Here is a 23,099-nt window from a genome sequence, read left to right on the forward strand (position 1 = left end):
CCCCCGCCCCGGCCCGGACGGCGGTTCCCGACCCGGGACGACGCGGCTATCGTCCCGGGCCGTGGAACCCGCAGCCGAGATCGACGCCCTCGTCGCGAAGCACCCCGACTGGCGGGGGCAGGCCCTCGCCGAGGCGCGCGAGGCGATCCGCGCGGTCGACCCGGCGATCGAGGAGACCTGGAAGTGGATGGGCTCCCCGGTGTGGGAGCTGGACGGCATCCTCGTGGTCGGGGACATCTTCAAGGCCAAGGTCAAGCTCGGGTTCTTGCACGGCGCCTCGCTGCCCGACCCGACGGGGCTGTTCAACGGTGAGCTGGGCGGCAACCAGCGCCGCTCCTACGAGCTGTTCGAGGGCGACGCCGTCGACGTCCCGGGTCTGCAGGGCCTGGTCCGCGCGGCGATCGAGCGCAACCGGGCAGCCCTGGCCGAGCGCGCAGCGAAGAAGAAGCGCTAGCCGAGGAGCTCGATGGTCCGCGGGTCCGGCCCGTCGTACCACTGCGCCAGGACGGCGGGGAACCGCGGATCATCCGGGTCGGCGGCGGCGAACAGGGTCATCGACGAGCGCAGCTTGAGGTCGTCGGGGTCGCCGAACACCGCGTGCGCCGTCGTCCCGGCCAGGCCGAGCAGGACGTCGCAGGCCCCGCGCAGCCGCGCACCGAGCACCGGGTGGGCGAGGTAGGCCCGGGCGTCGTCGAGGTCGGCGAGTGCGTAGTGCTGGGCGGTCGACGAGCGGCCCAGTCCGCGCAGCTGCGGGAAGACGAACCACATCCAGTGCGTGCGCTTGCGTCCGGCCCGCAGCTCGGCCAGGACGTCGTCCCACACCGGGTCCTGGGCGTCGACGAAGCGCTGCAGGTCAGGCACGGGGGCCCCGGACCAGGGCGGTGGCGTCGGCCAGGGTGAGGCGAGGATCGGCCTTGCGGACCGCCCGGATCCGCGGCACGTCGCCCTCGATCCGGCCCACCACGGAGCGCAGCCGCTCCGGGGGCCAGTCGGCCAGCGCCCGCTGCGAGATCTCCGCGGCGTCCCGGCGCCGGATCTCGAGCACCGCCGCGTAGGCCGCGGACAGGGCGGCCACGACGAGCAGCACCCCGGTCAGCGTCTGCCCGGCGGAGAAGGAGAACGCGGCGAGCGCGACCATGATCAGCGCGAGCACCAGCGCCACCGCGATGGGGAGCGACCGCTTCACGACGTCCACCCTGCACCCGGCGGCAGCATCGGCAACCCGGCCGGGGCGCCGTGCTCGACCAGCCGCCAGAGGGCGTCGGTGTCGGCGTGCTGCTCGACCAGGTCGCCGAGGGCGTCCAGCCGGGCCTCGCGCACCGCGGCGAAGTCGGTGTCGGGCGCGGCGGTGAACCGGCGTCCGGTGGTGGCGGCGACGTCGGCCAGGAAGGCGCGGCGGAAGCCGTCGTTCTCCAGCGCGCCGTGCCAGGTCGTGCCCGAGACCGCGCCGACCCGGACGCCGTCCAGGAACGGCTCGCCGCCGTCGGGGGTGACCACGCCGTGGTGGATCTCGTAGGCGCTCACCGGGTGCCCGCGCCAGGACCCGGTCGGCCGGGCGAGCGTCTTGTCGCGGGCGAACACCACGTCGGTGGGCAGCAGCCACAGGCCGGGGACCGTGCCCGACCGCGACTCGACGTCGTCGGTGATCGAGCGGGCCAGCATCTGGTGCCCGCCGCAGATGCCCAGCACCGGGCGCCCCTCCGCGGCCCGCCGGGCCAGCGCGAGGTCCAGGCCGCGCTCGCGCACCCAGGCCAGGTCCGAGACCGTCGAACGGGTGCCGGGCAGCACCACCAGGTCGGCGTCGGCCAGCTCGGCGGGGTTGGTCGCGTACCGCACCAGGACGCCGGGCTCCGCCGCCAGCGCGTCGAGGTCGGTGAAGTTCGACAGCCGGGGGAGCCGGACCACCGACACCCGCAGCACGTCCTCGCCGACCGGGGGCAGCGCCGGGCCGCGGTCGCCGTCCAGGTCCAGGGAGTCCTCGACGTCCAGCCACAGCCCGGGCACCCACGGGAGGACGCCGAGGGTGGGCCGGCCGGTGAGCTGCTGCAGCGTGTCGAGGCCGGGGGCCAGCAGCCGGGGGTCGCCGCGGAACTTGTTCACCAGGAACCCCGCCACCAGGGCCTGGTCGGCCGGCGGCATCAGCGCGACCGTGCCGTAGAGGGCGGGGAAGACCCCGCCGCGGTCGATGTCCCCGACGACCAGCACGGGCAGCCGGGCCGCCGTCGCCAGACCCATGTTGGCGATGTCGGTGTCGCGCAGGTTGATCTCGGTGGGGGAGCCCGCGCCCTCGCAGACCACGACGTCGAACCGCGAGCGCAGGTCGGCCAGGCTGCTGAGGACCTGCTCGAACAGCTGGGCCTTGAGGCCCCGGTAGCTCATCGCGGTGACGTCGGTGACGGCCTTGCCGAGGACGACGACCTGGCTGGAGTTCTCGCCCCCGGGCTTCAGCAGCACCGGGTTCATCGCGGCCTCGGGCTCGACCCGGGCGGCGGCGGCCTGGAACACCTGCGCCCGGCCGATCTCGGCGCCGTCGGCGGTGACCCCGGAGTTGTTGCTCATGTTCTGCGCCTTGAACGGCGCGACCGCGACCCCCTGCCGGACCAGCCAGCGGCAGATGCCCGCCGTCACCACGGACTTGCCGGCGTCCGAGGTCGTGCCGGCGACCAGCAGCGCGCCGCTCACCAGCCGGACTTCTCCTGGCCGCTCAGCGCCTGGATGGCGGTCATGATGCGGTCGGTGACCACCCGCCGGGCCGGGCCCTTGCCGGCCAGGCCACGCTGCTCGGGGAAGGTCAGCGGCTCGCCGAAGGTGATGGTCACCTTGTGCGGCCGGGGGTAGGGCGCGTCGACCGGCTGCACCCGGTCGGTGCCGTGCACGGCCACGGGGACGACGGGGCAGTCGGCGGTCAGCGCCAGCCAGGCCACCCCGGTCTTGCCGCGGGCCAGCCTGCCGTCGCGGGAGCGGGTGCCCTCGGGGTAGATGCCGAACGCCTCGCCGGCGTGCAGCGCGGCCAGCACGGTGTCCAGCCCCGCCTGCGCCGCGCGCTGGGACTGCCGCTCGACCGGCCGGGCGCCCAGCGCGGTGAACACCGTCCTCGTCAGCCAGCCCTTGACACCGGTGCCGGTGAAGTACTCCGCCTTGGCCAGGTAGCCGACCTTGCGCGGGGCCATCAGCGGGATGGCGATGGAGTCGATGAACGACAGGTGGTTGCTGGCCAGCAGCACGGGCCCGGTGCGCGGCACCCGGTCCTCGCCCACCACCGTGGGCCGGCAGGTCAGGATGAACAGGGGGCGCAGCACGAAGCGGGCGAGGAAGTAGAACACCCGGACAGATCCCTCCCTCGCAGCTCGACGACCCGGGCATCATCCCCCGACCCCGTCGGGGCGCAGCGGGCCCCCCGGCTCACACGGCGCGGACCGAGGGCGCCGGGCCCCGGCCGTGCACCGCGCGGGCGACCCGGGCCAGCACCGGGATCGCCTCCCGCAGTTCGGCACCCGGCCGGACCACCGGCAGCCGCAGGTGGTCGTCGAAGGCGGCACCGGTGCCGAACGCCCGCCCCTCGGCCAACCGGATGCCCTCGCCCAGCGCGGCCCGGGTGAGCGCGGCGGAGCTCAACCCCTCCGGCAGCCGGCACCACAGGGACAGCCCGCCGGCGGACGGGGCGACCGCCCACTCGGGGAGGTGCTCGGCCAGCAGCTCCCGGAGGGCGGTCCGGTTGCGGCGCAGCTCGGCGCGCCGGTCGGCCAGCACCTGGTCGAGGTCGGTCACCAGGAAGCTGGCGGTCAGCTGGTCCAGGGTGCCCACGGACGGCTGCCGCTGGACGTAGGCGTCGGCCAGCCGGGCGGTCAGCGCGGCGTCCGTGCGCAGCCAGCCGATCCGCAGCCCGCCCCACACCGCCTTGGACAGCCCGCCGAGGGTCACCGTCGCGGTGTCCGGGACCCCGGCGGCGTACGGGGGCGCCGGTGCGCGGTCGGGTTCGTCGAGGTCGAGGCCCGCGGTGACCTCGTCGACCACCGCGATCGTGCCCTGCTGCCAGAGGGTCGCGGCCAGCCGGCGGCGTCCGCCGGCCGAGAGGGACAGGCCGGTGGGGTTCGAGAGGTCGGGCATCAGGTAGGCCAGCCGGGGCGCGCTCTGCCGGGCCGCCGCGTGGGCGGCGGCGACCAGGGCGTCGGGCTGGTCGGCGTCGGTCGCGACCGGCACGGGCAGGCCGCCCCGGTCGGTGATCAGCCGGACCGCGCCGGGGTAGGTCGGGTGCTCGACCAGCACCCGGTCGCCGGGGTGCAGCAGGGTGCCCAGCACCAGCCCGAGGGCGTCCATGACCCCGGCGGTGATCAACACCTGGTCCGGGTCGGTGGGCAGCCCGCGGGCGCTGAACCGGTCGGCGACCGCCTGGCGCAGCGCGGGCAGGCCGTCGTGGTGGTAGCCGGAGGACTGCAGCACGCCGGGCAGCAGCTCCAGCGCCCGCGTGCAGGCCGGGAGCAGGTGCGGGGACGCCGGCGGGGCGGTGTGCGCCAGGTTCACGAACCCCTCGCCGTCTGCGGGGAGCGGCCACGCCGCGCCCGGGCTCCGGGGCAGCTCGGTCACCGTGCCCGACCCGTGCCGGGTCTGCGCGTAGCCCTCCTCGCGCAGCGTCCGGTAGGCGCTGGCGACGGTGACCCGGCTGACCCCGAGGGCCTCGGCCAGCTCGCGCTCGGCCGGCAGCCGGGTGCCGACCGGGAGGGCGCCGGTGCTCAGCAGCTCCTGCACGCGGGCGGCCATCGCGGCGTACCGCGGGCCACCGTGCCGGGAGGGTGCCCGCAGCAACCGCACGAGCTCGTGCACCCCGGTGGACTGGTCGACGGAGCCGGTCATGGATCCACTGTGCCCTGGTGGGCGGGCCACGACCAGTCCACCGGTCTCGTTCAGTTGACCTGCGGGTGCCCCCCGGCGGGCACGGCCTCCTGGGCCCGGACGCGGCGCACCCCGTCGCTGCCGGCTGCGCCGGCCTGCGCGGGAGGCACCGGGCGGGACATCAGGTAGCCCTGGACCTGGTCGCAGGACTCGGCCCGCAGCGCCTCGAGCTGGCAGGGCTCCTCGACGCCCTCGGCGACGACGGTGAGCCCGAAGGCGTGGGCCGCGTGGATCATCATCCCGACCAGGGTGCGGTGCGACGGCTCGTCGCTGGCGATGAAGCTGCGGTCGATCTTGAGCGTGTCCACGGGCATGCTGCGCAGCTGGCCGATCGAGGTGTACCCCGTGCCGAAGTCGTCGATGGCGATGCCCACGCCGGTCGCCCGCAGGGTGGCCAGGTGGTCGTAGGCGGTCGGGTCGTCGACCAGCACGGTCTCGGTGACCTCCAGGACCAGCAGCTCGGCGGGCAGCCCGGAGGCCTCGAGGGCCGCGGCGACGTCGGCGACGACCCGCGAGTCGACCAGGTGCCGGCCCGAGATGTTGACCGCGACCGTCGGCTCCCCGGGGCGCGCGGGGCCCGGTGCGCTCCGCCAGGCGGCCAGCTGGGCCGTGGCCTCGGCGAGCACCCACCGGTCCAGGTCGCAGATCAGCCGGGAGGCCTCGGCGGCGCCGATGAACAGGTCCGGCGGGACGGTGCCGTGCCCCGGACGGTCCCAGCGGATCAGCGCCTCGTAGCCGATGACGGCGCCGGACCCGACGTCGTGGACGGGCTGGTAGACCAACCGCATCTCCCCGCCGGCGAGACCCGCGGCGATGGCGGCCTGCAGCTCGCTGCGCTCGACCAGCTGGGCGCGCAGCGCCTCGTCGAACAGCTCGGCGCGCCCCCGCCCGGACGCCTTGGCTCGGTAGACCGCGGCGTCGGCCTGGGCCAGCAGGGCGTCGGCGTCGGTGCTGGCGTCCCGGCTGGTGGCGATGCCCACGCTGGCCCCGACGGCCACCGTGCTGGTGCCCACCGTGATCGGGGCGCTGACGGTCTCGACCAGCCGGGTGGCCAGCTCCATCAGGTCGTCCTCGGACTCCGCGGGCTCGACCAGGACGACGAACTCGTCCCCGCCGAGGCGGCAGACGACGTCGCCGGAGCGGACGGCGTCGTGCAGCCGGTGCGCGGTCTGCCGGAGCACCTCGTCGCCGGCGGCGTGCCCGAAGCCGTCGTTGACGGCCTTGAACCCGTCCAGGTCGACGAACAGCAGGCCGATCATCGCGCCCGACCGCTGCGCCCGGTGCAGGGCGGCCGCGGCGAGCCGGAGTGCCTGGGCGCGGTTGGGCAGCTCGGTCAGCGCGTCGTGCTGCGCCTGGTGGGTGAGGGCGGACTGGAGCTCCTGCCGCTGGCGGACGGCGGTGACGATCTGCTGCACGGAGGCGTGCACGACCTCGCCGAGCGGGCCGGGCAGCGGCTCGTCGAGCAGGGCGTGGTCCAGGTCGCCGCGGGCCACCGCGCCCGCCTGGTCCTGGATGCGGCGCAGGCTGGCGACCGCGGCGCGCAGCGCGCTGGAGACCGTGCGCACCTCCCGCGGTCCGCCCACCTCGACGTCGACCAGGGTGCCCTCGCTGACGTCCTGCGCCCGGCCGGCCAGCCGCCGCAGCGAGCGGGACAGCGAGCGCCACACCACGGCGACCACCAGGGCGGTGAGGAGCACGAGCGCGCCGCAGACGACGGCGGTGGTGGTCGTGGTGGAGCGCGCGGCGGCCTGGTCGGCGACGGCGGCGTCCTCGGCCCGCACGACGGCGGCGCCCAGGACGTCGGCGACCACGGTGCTGCGGGCGTTGCTCTGGGTCACCAGGTCCTGCAGCCCCAGGATGGTCAGCGGTGCAGCGCCGGGCACCGCCTGCGCGTCGAGCACGGCGTCGACGGTGGGCACGGGGCCCTCGGCCTCGGCGGCCGCCCAGGCCTCCTGCGCCTCGGGTGCGGTCAACCCGGCCAGGGCGGCCGCGGCGGCCCGGTACTCGGCCCGGGCGCTGAGCCACTGGTCGGCCGCGACGGCCACGTCGATCTCGGTCAGGGAGCTGAGGAACAGGGGCATCTCGCGCCCGGCGGCCTGCGCCGCCCGGGACAGCAGCGCCACGTCGGCCACCGCCGCTCGGGTGGTGGCCGAGACGTCCTCGTCGCGGGCGCCCTCGCCGGCCTGCCGCTGCGCCAGCGCGAGGTCGTCGGAGAGCTGGAGGTACCCCTCGTAGGTGGCCACCACGTCGTCCACGGTCCGCTGGTCGGAACCGCTCCCGCGGAGGCTGTCCAGGGCGGCGACGGCGGAGCTCGCGGCGGCGGCCGCCGAGGAGTCGGCCGGGACCTCGGCCAGGGCGGCGTCGGTGGCCGCGCGGGCGGTGTCCAGTCCCTGGGCGGCCTGGGTGCGGGCCGTCGCCACGAACATCGCCGGCAGGCCCAGCTGCTCGACGAGCTCGGGGCTGTCCAGGGCGGCGACGGTGAGGACCGGCACGACCTCCTGCTCGACGGCCGCGCGCACCCGCTCCAGCACGGCCACCGCCGCGACCGAGCGGGCCGCCTCGGCCGCGGAGTCCGAGCGCGCGACGGCCGACCGGACCAGGGCCCCGGTCAGGGCGAGGACCCCGAGCAGGGGCACCAGGACCAGCGCGGTCACGTAGACGGAGAGCGGGACACCCCGGCCGGTGGAGCCGGTGGACGAGCGGAGACGCATGGTGCCGGTATCGACCTCCCGTGCACCGGTGCGCAGGGGGTCGGTCACCCACGTCCCCCGTCGGGGTCAGGTGGCGGTGCTCCCGCGCCGGGCCAGGCGGGCGGCGACGGCCAGCGCGGCCGACGCTGTCCACACCGCACGGGACAGCGCGACCGCCCGGTCGACGTCGGCCCGCACGGGGCCCGCGCCGTCGCCCATGGTCGGGCGGTGCTCGACCCGGCTGCCGTAGACGTTGGTGCCGCCCAGCCGGATGCCGAGCGCGCCGGCGGCGGCCGCCTCGCACCGGCCGGAGTTGGGGCTCGGGTGGGCGCCGCCGTCCCGCCGCCAGACCGCCAGCGCCCCCGACGGGGAGCCGCCCACCAGCGGGGCGACGGCGACGGTGAGCGCCGCGGTCAACCGGGCCGGCAGCCAGTTGGCGACGTCGTCGGCCCGCGCCGACGCCCAGCCGAACCGGTCGTACCGCGCCGACCGGTACCCGACCATCGCGTCCAGGGTGTTGACCGCGCGGTAGGCCAGCAGGCCGGGCAGGCCGGCCACCGCCCCCCACACCAGCGGGGCGACCGCGGCGTCGGAGGTGTTCTCGGCCACCGACTCCACCGTGGCGCGGACCAGCTCGGGTTCCCCGAGGGACGACGGGTCCCGGCCGGCGAGGGTGGGCAGGTGCGCCCGGGCCGCCGGCAGGTCGTCGAGCAGCTCGGCCATCCGGCTGCCGGCGCGGCCCAGCGACGTGCCGCCCAGCACCGCCCACGTGCCGGCCGCGGTGACCAGGGCGCGGGCGACCGATCGGTCCCGGGTCACCCGGTCGGCGGCCAGGCCCAGCGCGGTCACCGGCAGCACGCAGGCCAGCCAGTGCGCGGTCCCGGCCGGCCGGGAGTCCCGCCAGGTGACCCGCTCCACGGCGGCCGCGGCCCGGCCGAACCCGGCTACGGGGTGCCCGCGACGGGGGTCGCCGAGGGCGAGGTCGGCGAGCGAGCCCAGGGCGAGGCCGGTCGCGGTCGGGAGGTCCACCGGGGAGATGGTGCCAACTACGATCGGCCCCCATGCGCTTGCCCGGCCGTTACGACGGCGTCGCCCGGCCGATCGTCACCTACGGCAGCAACCCGGTGCTGCACCGGCGCTGCGCCGACGTGACCACCTTCGACCGCGAGCTGCGGCACCTGGTGCTGGACATGTTCGCCTCGATGCAGGCCGCCGACGGCGTGGGCCTGGCGGCCAACCAGATCGGGGTCGACGCCCGGGTGTTCGTCATCGACTGCCCGGACGCCCGCGGCGAGGACGTCGTCGGCTACGTGGTGAACCCGGTGCTCACCGTCCTCGAGCCGGTCGACGGCGAACCCGAGGTCGAGCGCACCGAGGAGGGCTGCCTGTCGGTGCCGGGGCCCTACGCCGAGCTCGACCGGGCCTTCCGTGCGCGGGTCGACGGCGTGGACGCGCACGGCGACCCCACCTCGATCGAGGCCACCGGCATGGCCGCCCGCTGCCTGCAGCACGAGGTCGACCACCTCGACGGCACCGTCTACGTCGACCGCCTGGACGCCGAGCTGCGCGAGCAGCTGCTGGCCGAGGCCGCCGGTCCGCAGGGGGACCTCCCCGCGTGACGGGCCATCCCGTGGTCGTCGTGGGCATCGGCGCCGACGGCTGGGACGGGCTCTCCCCGCTGTCCCGCGCCGCGGTCGAGGCCGCCGACGTGCTCGTGGGCAGCCCCCGCCAGCTCGACCTCGTGCCCGGGTCCGCCGAGCGCCGCGCGTGGCCGTCCCCGATGCTGCCGGCGATCCCCGGCCTGTTCGCGTCGCTGGAGGGCCGGGCCGTCGTCGTCCTCGCCTCGGGCGACCCCATGCTCTCCGGCGTCGGGACGACGTTGGTGCGCGAGCTGGGCGCCGCCGCGGTGCGGGTGCTGCCCGCGCCCTCGTCGGTGTCGCTGGCCTGCGCCCGGCTGGGCTGGGCGGTCGAGGACACCCAGGTGGTCTCGCTGGTCGGCCGGCCGCTCGAGCTGCTGCACCCGCACGTCCAGCCCGGCCGCCGGCTGCTCGTGCTCGGTTCGGACGGCGGCACCCCGGCCGCCGTCGCGGCGCTGCTGACCGAGCGGGGCTACGGCGACTCGCAGGTCACCGTCCTCGCCGCGCTGGGCGGGCCCGACGAGTCGGTGACCACCGGCACGGCAGCTGCCTGGACCGCGCGCGCCGAACCCCTCGTGGTGACCGCCGTGGAGTGCCGGGCGCTGTCGGGCACCGCCCCCCTGCCGACCACCCCGGGGCTGCCCGACGACGCCTACGAGCACGACGGCCAGCTGACCAAGAACGAGGTCCGCGCGGTGACGCTGTCCCGGCTGGCCGCCGTGCCCGGGCAGCTGCTGTGGGACATCGGCGCCGGCTCGGGCTCGATCGGCATCGAGTGGATGCGGGCGCACCCCACCTGCCGCGCGGTCGCCGTCGAGTCCGTCGCCGAGCGGGCCGAGCGGATCCCGCGCAACGCCTCCCGGCTGGGCGTCCCCTACCTGCGGGTGGTGCACGGCCGGGCGCCCGACGTGTTCGGCCGGCTCCCCGAGCCCGACGCCGTGTTCGTCGGGGGCGGGGCGACCACCCCGCTGCTGCTGGACGCCTGCTGGGACGCCCTGCGCCCGGGCGGGCGGCTGGTGGTGAACGCGGTGACCGTGCAGAGCGAGGCCGTGCTCGCCGACTGGCAGTCCCGCTACGGCGGATCGATGGTGCGGCTGGCCGTGCAGCGCGCCGAACCCGTCGGCGGCTACCTCGGCTGGAAGCCCGCCATGCCCGTGACCATCTGGAGCGGGACGAGGTGACGATCCACTTCATCGGGGCCGGGCCGGGGGCCGCCGACCTGGTCACGCTGCGGGCGGCCCGGCTGATCGCGTCGTGCCCGGTGGTGCTGTACGCCGGGGCGCTGGTGCCGGTCGAGCTGCTCGCGACCACGCAGCCCGGCGCCCGGCTGGTGGACACCGCGAACCTCGACCTGGACGCGATCACCGGCGAGCTGGTGGCCGCGCACGGGGCGGGGCTGGACGTCGCCCGGCTGCACTCCGGCGACCCGTCGGTCTACAGCGCGATGGCCGAGCAGATGCGCCGGCTGGACGCCGCCGGGGTGCCCTACGACGTCGTCCCCGGGGTTCCCGCGTTCGCCGCCGCCGCGGCCACCCTCAAGCGTGAGCTGACCGTGCCGGGGGTGGGGCAGACCGTCGTGCTGACCCGGACCTCGGCCCGCTCCACCGCCATGCCGCCGGGGGAGGAGCTGGCCGCCTACGCGGCCACCGGCGCGACCCTGGTGCTGCACCTGGCCGTGCAGCGGATCGCCGAGCTGGCCCCGCAGCTGGCCGAGCACTACGGCGCCGACGGCCCGGTCGCGGTCGTCGCCCGCGCCTCCCGCGACGACGAGCTGGTGCTGCGCGGCACGCTGGGCGACATCGCCGAGCAGGTGGCCGCGGCGGGCGTCGTCCGCACGGCGGTCGTGGTGGTCGGCCCGGTGCTGACCGCCGGGGAGTTCCCCGACAGCCACCTGTACTCCACCACCCGGGCCCGCTGATGCGGGGCCCCGTGCTGCTGCTGGGCGGGACGGGGGAGGCGCGCGAGCTGGCGGGCCGGTTGTCGGAGGCGGGCGTCGAGGTCGTGTCGTCGTTGGCCGGTCGGCTGGCCGACCCCCTGCTGCCGGCAGGGGAGGTGCGGGTCGGCGGGTTCGGCGGGGTGCCCGGGCTGACCGCCTGGCTGCAGGAGCACCGGCCGGCCGCCGTCGTCGACGCCACCCACCCCTTCGCGGCCGGGATGACGACGAACGCGGCGGCCGCGTGCACGGGGGCGGGCACCCCGCTGCTGCGGCTGCAGCGACCCGGCTGGACGGCGGAGCCCGGGGACGACTGGGCCTTCGTCGACGACCTCGCGCAGGCGGCTGCGCTGGTGCGGGGGACCGCGTTCCTCACCACCGGCCGGCAGGGGGTGGGCGCGTTCGCGGGGTTGCCCGGGCGGGTCCTGGTGCGCTGCGTCGACCCGCCGACCGAACCGCTCCCGGCCGGGGCCACGCTGGTGCTGGCCCGGGGTCCGTTCACCGTGGCCGAGGAGCTCGCGCTGATGCGCGAGCACGCCGTCGACGTCGTCGTCACCAAGGACTCGGGAGGACCGATGACCGCGGCCAAGCTGGTCGCCGCGCGCGAGCTGGGCATCCCGGTGGTGCTGGTCCGCCGGCCACCGCTGCCGGCCGGGGTGGCCGTCGTCCCCACCGTCGAGGAGGCGCTCTCGTGGTTGCGCTGAGGAAGCACCCGGGCCTCCCCACGACTCGCAGGCTCGCCGCGGGCCCCCGGCCCGGGCCGAGGAGCACGTCGGGGTGACCACGCTGACCCTGTTCGACCTGGACGGGACGCTGGTGGACTCCGCGCCGGGGATCCACGCGAGCATCCGGGTGGCCGCCGCCGAGCTGGGCCTGCCCGAGCCCACGGCCGACCAGCTCGCCGCCATGGTCGGCCCGCCGCTCCAGGACGGCTTCGCCGCCGCGCTGGGCGTGCCCGAGGCCGACGTCGACCGGGCGGTGGCCGCCTACCGCGCGCACTACACGGCCGGCGCCATGCTCGACGCGCCCGTGTACGCCGGCGTCCCCGACCTGCTGGTCGAGCTGCGCGCCCGCGGCGAGCGGCTCGCCGTCGCCACCTCCAAGCCGGCGGAGTTCGCCCGGCGGATCCTCGACCACGTCGGGCTGCTGGACGCCTTCGACAGCGTGCACGGGGCGACCCTGGACGGCCGGGTCCGGCACAAGCACCAGGTGGTCGGACTCGCCCTGGCCCAGCACGCCGACGGCACCGGGCCGGTGCTGGTCGGCGACCGCGCGCAGGACGTCGTCGGCGCCCGGGCGCACGGGCTGCCCTGCGTCGGCGCGGGGTGGGGGCCGGCACGGCCCGGGGAGCTGGCGCAGGCCGGTGCGGCGGTCGTGGTCGACGAGCCGGGGCAGGTCCCGGCCGCCCTCGACCACCTGCGGCCCTGACCCGGGCGGGTGATCACCCGCCCGGGGACTGCGCGCGGGGCACGTCGCGGCCGATCACCTCTCCGACAGGACACATGGTCCTCACAGGGAGGTGGAGCGTGGCGGTCGAGTTGCCGGTGCCCGGCGCGCTCGTGGACGTCGTCGCCGGCGCCGAGGTCGTGACCGGACGGGTCGACCAGCGCCGCCACGGCGGGTTCGTGGTCGAGCTGCCGGTCGAGCCGGCGGTCACCGAGCCGCTGCGCCTCTACTGGAACAGCCCCGGCGGCGTGCACACGGTGCTGGCCCGGGTCGCCCTGCGCTGGCCGGTGCGGGGCGGGGTGCGCTGGCACGTGCTCCCCGTCGGCGTGACCGAGCGGGGCAACCGGCGGGACGCCGTCCGGGCGCCGCTGCGCTTGAAGCTGCAGGTGGTGGAGCAGGCGTCGGGCGCGGTGTTCCGCGGCCGCACCACCGACGTCAGCGAGACCGGCCTGCGCGGCCGGCTCGAGCTCACCGGCGGCGCACCGGCCGAGGGTGCCGCGGTCGAGGTCGGGCTGCTGCTGCGCGGCGCCGTCTTCCCGCTCCCGGGCCGCTGGCAGACCGTGATCGGCGACGAGACCGGCTGGGACGTCGCCGTCGCCTTCACCGACCTGGCCGACAGCCTGGCCGACCTGCTGCGCGCCCACGTGTTCGCCGCCCTCCGCGAGCAGCGCCGGCTCAGCCTGCTGTGACCGGCGCGGCCTTCTGCACCAGGAGGCCGCCGACGGCGCTCAGCGCCAGGACGACGACCACCGCGCCGTAGACCTCGGCCGTGGTGGTCAGCCCGACGTGGGCGGCCGCGATGCCCGCACCGATGGCGGGCAGGCTGAACGCCAGGTAGCTGGCGGTGAAGACCGCCGAGAGCAGCCCCGCGCGCTGGGCGGGGTCGACGCCGCGGGTGACCGTGGCCATCGCGCCCAGGAACGCCGAGCCGAAGCCGAACCCGGACACCACGGCGGCGACGAAGAACGCGGCCAGCGACCCGGCGGCCAGCGCCACGACGGTGCCCACGACGCCGACGGCGAAGACCAGCGCCCCGGCGACCATGCCGCGGGTGGGGGCCAGCCGCTGGGTGAGCAGCGAGCCGACCAGGCCGGTGCCGTTGAGGGCCAGCACGACCAGGCTGCCGACCGCGTGGTCCGCGACCCCGTAGACGTCGGCCACCAACGAGGGGCCCAGCGAGGCGTAGAGCCCGCCGAGCGCCCAGGTGGCGAACAGGCAGGGCAGCGCCGCGGCGAACGCCCGCCGGTTGGCCCGGGGCACGTGCACGCTGGGGCGCAGCGAGGCCCGGGCGCCGGGGACGCGGGGCGAGGTCTCGGGCAGGAGGGCCCACACCGCACCCGCGGCCAGCACGAACAGCACCGAGAGGACGCCGAACACCCAGTCGGTGGGCGAGGGCAGCTGCTGCACCGCGACCCCGGCGCCGACCGCGCCCAGGGAGAGCCCCAGCCCGGGAGAGGCCGAGTTCACCAGCGGGCCCAGCGGCTTCTCACGGCGCTGCAGGTCCAGCAGGGCCGCGCCGAACGCCCCGGTCATGGCGCCGGTGGCCAGCCCCTGGACGACGCGGGCGGCCAGCAGCCACACCACGCCGTCGGCGAGCAGGAACAAGCCCATCGCCACGGCCTCGACCAGCAGCGCGACGGCCAGCACGGGCCGGCGACCCACGTGGTCGCTGAGCGCCCCGACGGTGAGCAGCGCGACCAGCAGCGCGAGCGCGTAGACGGCGAAGACGACGGTGAGCACGCCGGAGCCGAACCCGAACTCCTCGGCGTAGACGCGGTAGAGCGGGGACGGGACACCGGAGGCCGCGAGCACCAGGACCAGCAGCACCGCCACCGACCAGAACGCCGCGGGCCGGGAGAGTGTGCGCACGGGAGAGCCAGCGCCGAACCGGGCGCAGGTGTTCCCGCTCGGCGGATCAGCCGGGGTAGGTGCGGCTGGTGTAGACCTGGCCGCTCCCCGTCACCCTCGTCTGGGTGCTGCCGATCATGACCAGGCAGCGCATGTCCACGGTGCCGGGGTCGAACTCGCCCAGGGTGGTCACGCGCAGCTCCTCCTCGGGGCCGCCGACGTCGCGGCCGACCACCACCACGGTGTCGGCCGACCGCACCTCCAGCAGCGCCTCGCGGGCGTCGAACAGCTGCTGCGGGCGCGCCTTGGAGCGCGGGTTGTAGAGCGCGATGACCAGGTCGGCGGCGGCCGCGTGGCGCAGGCGGTCCAGGACGACGTCCCACGGCTTGAGCACGTCCGACAGCGACAGGATGCAGAAGTCGTGGCCCAGCGGCGCACCCACCCGCGACGCCACCGCCTGGGCGGCGGTGATGCCGGGCAGCACCCGCACCGGGACGTCGGGGAAGTCCACCGCGGCCACCTCGAGCACCGCTGCGGCCATCGCGAACACCCCCGGGTCGCCGCTGGAGACCACCGCGACCCGGCGCCCCGCGCGGGCCATCGCCAGGGCGGCCGCGGCGCGCTCGGCCTCGACCCGGTTGTCGCTGGGGTGCTTGACCTGCCGCGGGTTGGCCGCGACCCGGTCCAGGTAGGGGCCGTAGCCGACCAGGTCGTCGGCCTCGGCGAGGGCGGCCGCGGCCTCCGGCGTCGTCCAGTACCGCGCCCCGGGCCCGAGCCCGACGACGGTCAGCGACCCTGCGCCCGCGACCGCCCCGACCGGCAAAGGATCCGTTGCACCCCCTGCCGGGCCCAGGACGGGGTGCAACGGATCCTTCGCCGGCTCATCGGTGCGCGCGGGGACGGCGGCGTTGCCCGGGCCGGTCAGCTCCGACGGCAGCAGCGCCAGCGAGAAGTAGGGCACCGTCTCGGGGTCGACGTCGGCCAGCGGCAGCACCCGCTGTCGGTCGGTGGTCGCCCGCTCGACGTACCAGGCGCGGTCCAGCACCCCGGCCACGGCGAAGGCGTCGCGGACGGCGGGGAAGGTGCGGCCCAGCTTCATCACCGCGGCGGAGTCGGCGGTCTCGAGCCAGGCGGCGAGCTCCTCGGTGGGCAGCGTGCCGGGCAGCACGGTGAGCACCTCGTCCCGCTCGACCAGCGGCCGGCCCAGCACCGCCGACGCGCCGGACACGCTGGTCACCCCGGGCACCACCTCGGTCGGGTACCGGTGCGCCAGCCGCTTGTGCATGTGCATGTACGAGCCGTAGAAGAACGGGTCGCCCTCGGCCAGGACGACGACGTCACGGCCGGCGTCGAGGTGGGCGGCCAGCCGGGCGGCGGCGGTCTCGTAGAACTCGTCGATGGCGCCCTGGTAGCCGCCGGGGTGGTCGGTGGTCTCGGTGGTGACCGGGTAGACCAGCAGCTCCTCGACCTGGCCGGCGCGCAGGTAGGGCTCGGCCAGCCCGCGGGCCACGGACCGACCGTGCCGCGCCGAGTGGAAGGCGACGACGTCGGCCGCGCCGATCAGCCGGGCGGCCTTGACCGTGACCAGCTCGGGGTCGCCCGGGCCCAGGCCGACCCCGTAGAGACGGCCGGTCATTCGGCGGTGCTCGCCAGCGCGTTGACCGCGGCGGCGGTGATCGCCGACCCACCGCGCCGACCGCGGACGACCAGGAAGTCCAGGTCGGAGGCGGCCAGGGCCTCCTTGCTCTCGACCGCGCCGATGAACCCGACGGGGATGCCGACGACGGCGGCCGGGCGCGGGCCACCGGCGGCGGCCATCTCGAGCAGGTGGAACAGCGCGGTCGGGGCGTTGCCGATCGCGACCACGGCGCCCTCGAGCTTCTCGCCCCAGAGGTGCATCGCCGCCGCCGTGCGGGTGGTGCCCATCTCCCGGGCGAGGTCCGGCGTCCGCGGGTCGTTCAGCGTGCAGACCACGTCGTTGAACGCCGGCAGCCGCTTGCGGGTCACCCCGGCGGCCACCATCTGCGCGTCGCAGAGCACGGGTGCGCCGAGCTCCAGCGCGGCGCGGGCCTTGCCCACGACACCGTCGGACCAGGCGACGTCGCGGACCAGGTCGACCTGCCCGCAGGCGTGGATCATCCGCACCGCCACCTGCGCGACGTCGGCCGGCAGCCGGTCCAGCTCGGCCTCGCGGCGGATGGTCGCGAAGGACTGCCGGTAGATCTCGGCGCCGTCGTGCTCGTACTCGTACTCGACCCTGCTGCTCACCCTGCTCCGATCTCGTAGCCCCGGCCGGTGGCCAGGACATCGGTCGATCCTGCCGGGCGCCCGCACCGGCGCTCGCACCCGGCCCAGTGCTGGGGCCCGACGACCGGCAGCGTCCCGGTCGCCACGGCCCGCGCGGCGTCGGCGCGGACGTCGGCCCGCGACTTCGCGCAGCCCGGCAGCCCGGCGCACGCGGTGACCTGCGCCCACGGGCTCGCGGCGTCGAACACCAGCCCGCCGTGGTGCAGGGCGGTGGCGACGTCGTCGACGAACTCGTCGGGCAGGTCGGGGACGACGACGCTGCGCCACGGCGTCACCTGGACCTCGCTGCCCAACGCCGCCGTGACCTGCACCAGCACCTCCAGCACAGGCCCGGTCAACCGCCCCAACGGCACCAACCCGACCAGCGCAACCAGACCATCGGTCTGCGGGACGGCACCCGCCGGGGCCACGACGAGCGGGGGCTGTGCACCTGGTCGTCCTCCGGACGACACCGCGGCCAACGGCCGTCCCCCTGGGGCGGCGAGCGCGTCCGTCCGCTCCTCGGGGGACCCTGCGGGCCCCCGCTCGTCGCGGACCAGGCGGTCGGTCAGCGTGCGAGGACCGTCGTCGAGCTCGGACACCCGCCACGCCTGGCTCTGCTGGGCCTCGCGTTCGGCGAGGAAGGCGTGGGCGGCGGCCAGGGCCAGGGAGTGGGCGTGCTCGACCGGCGCGGTCAGGTCGGTGGCGACGCCGGCCAGGGTCAGCTCGACCGCGGTCGTCGACACCGCGCGCAGCGCCACGTCGGCGCCCAGGCCGTGGACGTCGCCGCGGCCGTCGTCCACGGTGACCAGGAAGCGGCCGGGCAGCGCGGCCAGCACCGGGTCGGCGACCAGGCCGGCGTCGAAGGCCCGCACCACCGGCCGGACGTCGAGCAGCCCGTCGTCCGTCCGACCCGAGAGCACGCTGGCCACCACGTTGCGTGCGGTCTCGTGCGCCTCCGAGGGCAGCAGCCCGGCCGCGGACAGCCGGCGGGCCAGCTCGGGCGGGGCGTGGTCGGCCAGGCCGCGCAGCTGCAGGTTGCCGCGGCTGGTCAGCTCCAGCGCACCGTCGGCCAGCTCCGCGGCGCAGGCGGCGAGCACCCGCACCTGGTCGGCCGACAACAACCCCCCGGGCACCCGCACCCGGGCCAGCTGCCCGTCGGCGGCCCGGTGGGTCTGCACCGCACCCGGGCAGGCGTCGGAGCGGTCGCGGGTCGTCATGGCCCGCCCGAGGTTACGTGCGCGCCATCGGCGTGCTCGGGGCCCGGACCAGCAGCACGACCACCGGCACCAGCAGCACGGCGGCCGCCACCGCCACGGACGGGTAGCCCCCGGCGGCGAGCACCGGGCCGGCCAGCGCGCCCGCCGAGGCCCCGGCCAGCCCCATCACCAGGTCCGAGGTGCCCTGCACCGACGTGCGGACGTCGGCCGGCACCGACTCCGACAGCAGCGTCGACCCGGCCACCAGCGCCGCCGACCAGCCCAGGCCGAGCAGCAGCATCGACACCGTCACCCAGCCGCGCGCCTGCGCCGGAGCCAGCGCCCCCACCACCAGGGCACCCGCGAGCAGGACGACGCCCAGCCCGATCGTGCGCACCCGCCCGGCCCGGTCGGCCAGCCAGCCCATCACCGGGGAGGCGGCGTACATGCCGGCGATGTGCACGCTGATCACGATCCCGACCACCTGCAGCGAGGCACCGCCGTGGCCCAGGTGCACCGGCGTCATCACCATCACCCCGACCATGACGGCGTGGGCGGTGGCGACCGCGACCAGCCCCAACCGCGCAGCGGGGACGCCGAGGACCACCCGCAGCGTCTGCCGCACCGAGGACCGGGCCGGCGCGGTCGTGGCCCCGGCGACGACCAGCGGGTCGGGGCGCAGCAGCAGCCACACCACCACCGCCCCGGCCGTGAAGGAGACGGCGGAGAACACGTAGGGGCCGGCCAGCGGGGGCAGCCCCAGCGAGCTCCCGACCCGGCCGCCCAGGCCCGAGAGGTTGGGGCCGAGCACGGCGCCGGCGGTCGTCGCCCAGACCACCACCGACAACGCCCGGCCACGGGTCTGCGGGGTCGCCGCGTCGGTGGCGGCGTAGCGGGCCTGCAGCCCCGAGGTGGTGGCCCCGCCGAACAGCAGCAACCCGGCCACCAGCAGCAGGAACGACCCCAGGACGGCGGCCAGCACCACCAGCCCCGTGCCGAGCAGCCCCAGGAGGTAGCCGGTGGCCAGCGCCGGACGTCGTCCCCGCGCCGCGGCCAGCCGGGCCAGCGGGACGGCGAGCGCGGCCGACCCGAGCACCGTGGCGGTCTGGGCGAGCCCGGACAGCGCGGTGGAGCCGGAGACCTGCTCGGCCAGCAGCCCGCCGACCGCGATGCCGCTGGCCACCCCGACCCCGCCGAGCACCTGGCTGCCCACCAGCACGGGCACCGCCCGGCGGCGGGCCTGCTCGCGGACGGTCTCGACGGTGGCGGTCACGAGGGGGATCCTGCTCCCCGGGGGCCGGGAATGCGGCGGAGGTCGCCGTGTTGGACCGACCGCCTGAGAGGAGGCCACCGATGACCACCATCGACCTGCACTCCGAGTTCCTCCGCGCCGAGCTGTTCCTGACCAGCGGCCAGCCCACCGAGGCGGTGGCCATCCTGGCCCCGGTCGTGGCCGACTACCCGCACGACGTCGCCGTGCTGGAGCTGCTGGGCCGGGCCTGCTTCGAGTCCGCCCAGCTGGCCAAGGCCGAGCAGGCGTTCGGCGAGCTGGTGCAGCTGGCGCCGGCCGACGGCTGGGCGCGCCGCGCCCTGGCCCGCACGCTGGAGCGCCAGCACCGGGCCGCCGAGGCCGCCACCCACCACCGCATGGCCGACGCGCTGGGCGCCCCCAGCTGACGGTCAGGCCCGGCGGCCCAGCTCGGCCAGCAGCGCGGTCTGCCGGTCGGCGCCGGCGGGCACGGGCACGGCGGGGGCGCAGATGCCGTCCATGTGCAGCGCCTCGCCGAAGGAGGCGGCACCGGCCGCCACCCGGTCGAGCTCGTCGCCGGTGAGCGCCTCGTCCCCGCCGGTGGCGCGGGCGACGTCCCAGCGGTGCACGACCATGTCCCACACGTAGAACTGCTCGAGGGTCGCGCCGACGGTGGTCGGCCCGAAGAAGCCGTCGTAGGCCCGGGTGACCAGCTCGTCGCTGAGCGCGGCCCGCACCGCGTCGGCGTGGGCGCGGAAGACGGTGGCCGGGTCGCCGGTGGGCGCCGTCCCGAGGTCGGCGCCGTGGGTGGCCAGCAGCTCGCGCTGGGTGTCCACGACGTGGGTGACCACGTCGGCCGCCGTCCAGCCGTCGCACGGCGACGGGGCGGTCCAGCGGTCGGCCGGGACGGCGTCGAGGACGGCGGACAGGGCGGCGGCGGTGGCCCGGTAGGTGGCCGCGGTGTCGGTCATGCCCCCACCCTGGCGACGGTGCGGCAGGCTGGTCTTGATGGAACCCGACAGCACCGACGCGGTCGAGCGGGCGCACCTGCGGGCGCCCGGCGACCGCTCGCACACGATGTACCGCTACGCCCCCGACGCGGACCTCGCGCCGTTGGTGCAGCGGTTCTGGATCCCGGTCTGGTCGGTGCCGCCGGGGCAGGAGTCCGCCCAGCACGTGCTGCAGTACCCGGTCGCGCTGCTGGTCGTGGCGCACGACTACGCCCGGTTCTACGGCGTGGTCACCGGCCTGTCGACCACCACGCTCGTCGGCGACGGCTGGGCGGTCGGGGTGATGCTGACCCCGGCGGCCGGTGCGCTGGTGGCCGGTGTCGACATGTCGACCTCCACCGATCGACATGTCGACATCGCCGAGGTGCTCGGGCCCGCCGACCCGACCGACCGCGTGCGCGCCGCGATGGCCGCCGACCCGCACGACCCCGCGGCGCACCGGGCGGCGATGGCCGCGTACGGCGACGCGCTGCGCCCGCTGCTGCCCGTGGACGCCGAGGGCGAGCTGGTGGACCGCGTGGTCGCGCTGGTCGAGAGCCGGCCCGACCTGCTCCGGGTGGCCCAGCTGTGCGAGGCGACCGGGCTGGGCGAGCGGGCCCTGCAGCGGTTGGTGCAGCGCCGCCTCGGGCTGACCCCGAAGTGGCTCATCCAGCGACGTCGGCTGCACGAGGCCGCCGAGCGGCTCCGGCACGGCGAGGGCTCGATGGCCGAGACGGCCGCGGTGCTCGGCTACGCCGACCAGGCCCACTTCACCCGCGACTGGACGGCGGTCACCGGCACCCCGCCGGCCCGCTTCGCCGCCTCACACCGTCAGGCGCAGGGGTAGCGACTCCCACGAGCGCAGCGTGTTGTTCAGGTGCCGCACCGGCGCACCGGTGAGCTCCAGCCGCGACACCCGGGCCAGCAGCGCGGTGAGCAGCGACTCGGCCTCCAACCGGGCCACGTGCTGGCCGACGCACTGGTGGATGCCCATGCCGAACCCGACGTGGCCCGAGGGGTCGCGCGCCAGGTCGAAGGTGTCGGGGTCGGCCCACCGCCGCGGGTCGCGGTTGGCGGCGGCGAAGAACACCAGCACCTTCTCCCCGGCCGGCAGCACCGCGTCGCCGACGACGACGTCGCGCACCGTCGTCCGGAAGAAGGCCTGCACCGGCGACTCCCAGCGCACGGCCTCGTCGAAGGCGACCCGCACCAGCGAGGGGTCCGCGCGCAGCGCGGCCCAGGCGCCGGGGGTGACGGCGAGGGCGTGCAGCAGCGCGCCGATGCCGTGCACGGTGGTGTCCACCCCGGCGGTGAGCAGCGAGCGCACCACCAGGGGCGCCTGCTCGGGGGTGAGGTCGCCGCGGTCGGCGGCGGCCCAGATGTCGGCGCCGAAGCCGACGGGGGCCAGGTTCTCCCGCCGGCACTGCTCGCCGACCCACCCGGCGTGCTCGGGCATCGTGGCGTTGCCGGCCAGCACCAGCGCGTTGTCCACCGGACCGAAGGCGTTGAACGCGTGGTCGCCGTAGGGCAGCAGGTGCTCGCGGCCGTCGGGGCGCAGACCCACGGCGTCGGGGAACACCCGCAGCGGGAAGGCCGCGGCCAGGGCCGGGACGGCGTCGACCTCCACCTCGGCGCGGGCGCCGAGCAGGTCGTCGACCAGGGCATCGGCATCGGCGACCCAGTCCGCGCGCAGCGTCCGCAGCGCCCGGGGGCCCAGGATCTTCGCCAGCACGGTGCGCGGGGCGTCGTGCCCGGGTGGGTCGGCCTCCAGCAGCAGCGACGGCGGCCGCCAGGGCGTCTCGGTGCGGAAGTTGGTCAGCCCCACGCCGGCGGAGGACTCGAAGTCCTGCCAGTTCGACAGGGTCGCCCGCACCTCGGCGTAGCGGGCCACGGCCCAGGTGTCGTACCGGGGCAGCCGCACCAGCGGGCCGGCGTCCCGGAGGGCGGCCTGCGCCGGGAGCGGGTCGCGCAGCACGTCCGGCGCGAACGGGTCGAGGTCGAGGACGGCGGTCACAGGTCCAGCACCAGCCGGTCGCCGCGCGAGCGCGAGACGCAGACGAACATGCAGTCCCCGGCGGCCCGCTCGGCCTCGTCGAGCACCGAGTCGCGGTGGTCGGGGTCGCCGGCCAGCACCGTGGTCTCGCAGGTGCCGCAGGTGCCCTCGCGGCAGGAGGACAGCACCTCGACCCCGGCCGCGCGCACCGCCTCCAGCACGCTGACCTGCGGGGTCACCACGACCTCGGCGCCGGTGCGGTCCAGCACGACGGTGAACGGGAGGTCCCGCACCGGGGCGCCCTGGGCCTTGGCCGCGAACCGCTCGGTGCGCAGCAGACCCGGTGGGCAGGTCGCCTCGACCGCGTCGAGCAGGGCGGCCGGGCCGCACGCGTACACCCGCGCGTCGGTGCCGGTGAGCAGGTCGCCCAGCGGCAGCAGGCCGCGCTCGTCCTGCGGCCAGACCGTCACCCGGTCGCCGTACCGGGCCAGCTCGTCGAGGAAGGCCATCGATGAACGGGCACGTCCGCCGTAGACCAAGCGCCAGTCCGCGCCGAGCCGGTGCGCGGCCTCGACCATCGGCAGCAGCGGGGTGATCCCGATGCCGCCGGCCAGGAACAGGTAGCGGGGTGCGGGGACCAGCCGGAACTGGTTCCGCGGCCCGCCGACGCCCACCAGGTCACCGACCGCCAGCTCGTCGTGCACCCACGCCGACCCGCCCCGACCCGCCGGCTCGCGCAGCACGCCCACCCGGTAGGCGTGGGCGTCCCAGCGGTCGCCGCACAGCGAGTACTGCCGGGTCGAGCCGTCGGGCAGCACGAGGTCCACGTGCGAGCCGGGGGTCCAGTCGGGCAGCCGCCCGCCGTCCGGGTCGACGAGCACGAGGACGACGACGCCGTCGGCGCCCCGTTCCTTCGCCGCCACCCGCAGTGCATCCGCC

23 protein-coding genes and 1 pseudogene are annotated in these 23,099 nt (G+C 76.6%); 9 read left to right on the forward strand and 15 right to left on the reverse strand.

The genetic code is table 11. The annotated features are described in order from the left end of the window. The first annotated feature begins 61 nt into the window (after positions 1-61). Positions 62-454 carry a DUF1801 domain-containing protein gene (locus BLS67_RS13840; RefSeq protein WP_091246147.1) on the forward strand — a complete coding sequence of 131 codons (393 nt, stop codon included), beginning with the start codon at positions 62-64 and terminating at the stop codon, positions 452-454. Here the strand turns inward: BLS67_RS13840 and BLS67_RS13845 are convergent. The 7 genes from BLS67_RS13845 to BLS67_RS13875 all read right to left on the reverse strand — a co-directional run bounded on the left by BLS67_RS13845 (position 451) and on the right by BLS67_RS13875 (position 8,609). Then, a complete protein-coding gene (locus BLS67_RS13845) occupies positions 451-861 on the reverse strand; it encodes a DUF1810 domain-containing protein (RefSeq protein WP_091246149.1) in 411 nt (136 codons plus the stop codon). The genes BLS67_RS13840 and BLS67_RS13845 overlap by 4 nt on opposite strands. After that, entirely contained in the window at positions 854-1,186 is a 333-nt protein-coding gene (locus BLS67_RS13850; protein ID WP_091246152.1) for a hypothetical protein, read from the reverse strand. The genes BLS67_RS13845 and BLS67_RS13850 overlap by 8 nt, the downstream gene beginning before the upstream one ends. Continuing rightward, positions 1,183-2,682: a cobyric acid synthase gene (locus BLS67_RS13855; RefSeq protein ID WP_091246155.1), complete on the reverse strand. Its 1,500-nt coding sequence runs from the start codon at positions 2,680-2,682 to the stop codon at positions 1,183-1,185. The genes BLS67_RS13850 and BLS67_RS13855 overlap by 4 nt, the downstream gene beginning before the upstream one ends. Continuing rightward, positions 2,679-3,323, reverse strand: a complete 645-nt coding sequence (locus tag BLS67_RS13860; protein ID WP_091246158.1) for a lysophospholipid acyltransferase family protein — start codon at positions 3,321-3,323, stop codon at positions 2,679-2,681. Before BLS67_RS13860 ends, BLS67_RS13855 begins: the two co-directional genes overlap by 4 nt. A gap of 79 nt (positions 3,324-3,402) precedes the next feature. Then, positions 3,403-4,851 carry an aminotransferase-like domain-containing protein gene (locus BLS67_RS13865; protein WP_091246162.1) on the reverse strand — a complete coding sequence of 483 codons (1,449 nt, stop codon included), beginning with the start codon at positions 4,849-4,851 and terminating at the stop codon, positions 3,403-3,405. Between the two features lie 50 nt (positions 4,852-4,901). Beyond that, positions 4,902-7,601 carry a putative bifunctional diguanylate cyclase/phosphodiesterase gene (locus BLS67_RS13870; protein ID WP_207500579.1) on the reverse strand — a complete coding sequence of 900 codons (2,700 nt, stop codon included), beginning with the start codon at positions 7,599-7,601 and terminating at the stop codon, positions 4,902-4,904. A 66-nt stretch (positions 7,602-7,667) separates the two neighbouring features. Beyond that, positions 7,668-8,609: a cobalamin biosynthesis protein gene (locus BLS67_RS13875; RefSeq protein ID WP_242654073.1), complete on the reverse strand. Its 942-nt coding sequence runs from the start codon at positions 8,607-8,609 to the stop codon at positions 7,668-7,670. 32 nt (positions 8,610-8,641) lie between these two features. On the opposite strand from BLS67_RS13875, the gene def reads away from it, so the two are divergent. From def to BLS67_RS13905, 6 genes are all read left to right on the forward strand, one after another. Beyond that, on the forward strand, positions 8,642-9,199 hold the full coding sequence (gene def, locus BLS67_RS13880) for a peptide deformylase (RefSeq protein ID WP_091246171.1): 558 nt from the start codon (positions 8,642-8,644) through the stop codon (positions 9,197-9,199). Continuing rightward, a complete protein-coding gene (gene cbiE / locus BLS67_RS13885) occupies positions 9,196-10,398 on the forward strand; it encodes a precorrin-6y C5,15-methyltransferase (decarboxylating) subunit CbiE (RefSeq protein WP_091246175.1) in 1,203 nt (400 codons plus the stop codon). The genes def and cbiE overlap by 4 nt, the downstream gene beginning before the upstream one ends. After that, entirely contained in the window at positions 10,395-11,135 is a 741-nt protein-coding gene (gene cobM, locus BLS67_RS13890; RefSeq protein ID WP_091246179.1) for a precorrin-4 C(11)-methyltransferase, read from the forward strand. The genes cbiE and cobM overlap by 4 nt, the downstream gene beginning before the upstream one ends. After that, positions 11,135-11,854 carry a cobalt-precorrin-6A reductase gene (locus BLS67_RS13895; RefSeq protein ID WP_091246182.1) on the forward strand — a complete coding sequence of 240 codons (720 nt, stop codon included), beginning with the start codon at positions 11,135-11,137 and terminating at the stop codon, positions 11,852-11,854. Before cobM ends, BLS67_RS13895 begins: the two co-directional genes overlap by 1 nt. Before the next feature lie 73 nt (positions 11,855-11,927). Beyond that, complete coding sequence (locus tag BLS67_RS13900) at positions 11,928-12,578, forward strand: HAD hydrolase-like protein (protein ID WP_091246185.1); 651 nt, start codon at positions 11,928-11,930, stop codon at positions 12,576-12,578. 98 nt (positions 12,579-12,676) lie between these two features. After that, complete coding sequence (locus BLS67_RS13905; protein WP_165617588.1) at positions 12,677-13,285, forward strand: PilZ domain-containing protein; 609 nt, start codon at positions 12,677-12,679, stop codon at positions 13,283-13,285. Here BLS67_RS13905 and BLS67_RS13910 read toward each other — a convergent pair. From BLS67_RS13910 to BLS67_RS13930, 5 genes are read right to left on the reverse strand one after another with little or no spacing between them, the layout of a single operon-like run. After that, positions 13,272-14,465 (reverse strand): MFS transporter, encoded by a 1,194-nt coding sequence (locus tag BLS67_RS13910; RefSeq protein ID WP_091246191.1) that lies wholly within the window; start codon positions 14,463-14,465, stop codon positions 13,272-13,274. The genes BLS67_RS13905 and BLS67_RS13910 overlap by 14 nt on opposite strands. A gap of 46 nt (positions 14,466-14,511) precedes the next feature. Next, positions 14,512-16,080 carry a precorrin-2 C(20)-methyltransferase gene (locus BLS67_RS13915; protein ID WP_091246193.1) on the reverse strand — a complete coding sequence of 523 codons (1,569 nt, stop codon included), beginning with the start codon at positions 16,078-16,080 and terminating at the stop codon, positions 14,512-14,514. Further along, on the reverse strand, positions 16,077-16,712 hold the full coding sequence (locus tag BLS67_RS13920; RefSeq protein WP_091246198.1) for a precorrin-8X methylmutase: 636 nt from the start codon (positions 16,710-16,712) through the stop codon (positions 16,077-16,079). The genes BLS67_RS13915 and BLS67_RS13920 overlap by 4 nt, the downstream gene beginning before the upstream one ends. After that, complete coding sequence (gene cobG, locus BLS67_RS13925) at positions 16,709-17,950, reverse strand: precorrin-3B synthase (protein WP_091246202.1); 1,242 nt, start codon at positions 17,948-17,950, stop codon at positions 16,709-16,711. Before cobG ends, BLS67_RS13920 begins: the two co-directional genes overlap by 4 nt. Positions 17,951-17,963: 13 nt before the next feature. Then, positions 17,964-19,202, reverse strand: a complete 1,239-nt coding sequence (locus tag BLS67_RS13930) for an MFS transporter (protein WP_091246205.1) — start codon at positions 19,200-19,202, stop codon at positions 17,964-17,966. Between the two features lie 80 nt (positions 19,203-19,282). Between BLS67_RS13930 and BLS67_RS13935 the strand changes: the two genes are divergently transcribed. Next, positions 19,283-19,606 (forward strand): tetratricopeptide repeat protein, encoded by a 324-nt coding sequence (locus tag BLS67_RS13935; RefSeq protein WP_091246209.1) that lies wholly within the window; start codon positions 19,283-19,285, stop codon positions 19,604-19,606. A 3-nt stretch (positions 19,607-19,609) separates the two neighbouring features. Here BLS67_RS13935 and BLS67_RS13940 read toward each other — a convergent pair whose 3' ends face one another. Next, a complete protein-coding gene (locus BLS67_RS13940) occupies positions 19,610-20,149 on the reverse strand; it encodes a TIGR03086 family metal-binding protein (RefSeq protein ID WP_091246421.1) in 540 nt (179 codons plus the stop codon). A 37-nt stretch (positions 20,150-20,186) separates the two neighbouring features. Here BLS67_RS13940 and BLS67_RS13945 point away from each other — a divergent pair, with 37 nt between their 5' ends. Further along, on the forward strand, positions 20,187-21,014 hold the full coding sequence (locus tag BLS67_RS13945; protein WP_091246212.1) for a helix-turn-helix domain-containing protein: 828 nt from the start codon (positions 20,187-20,189) through the stop codon (positions 21,012-21,014). On the opposite strand, the gene BLS67_RS13950 is transcribed toward BLS67_RS13945, so the two are convergent. Together BLS67_RS13950 and BLS67_RS13955 are read right to left on the reverse strand one after the other, a co-directional pair. Beyond that, the gene (locus tag BLS67_RS13950) at positions 20,991-22,181 is read right to left on the reverse strand and encodes a cytochrome P450 (protein WP_242654074.1); all 1,191 of its coding nucleotides are present in this window, start codon (positions 22,179-22,181) and stop codon (positions 20,991-20,993) included. The two genes, BLS67_RS13945 and BLS67_RS13950, sit on opposite strands and share 24 nt — an antisense overlap. Continuing rightward, positions 22,178-23,086: pseudogene (locus BLS67_RS13955) on the reverse strand (PDR/VanB family oxidoreductase); the annotation flags it as partial. The pseudogene BLS67_RS13955 and the gene BLS67_RS13950, both read right to left, overlap by 4 nt. Positions 23,087-23,099: the final 13 nt, after the last annotated feature.

Source organism: Klenkia soli, from assembly GCF_900103975.1.
GTDB classification, from domain to species: domain Bacteria; phylum Actinomycetota; class Actinomycetes; order Mycobacteriales; family Geodermatophilaceae; genus Klenkia; species Klenkia soli.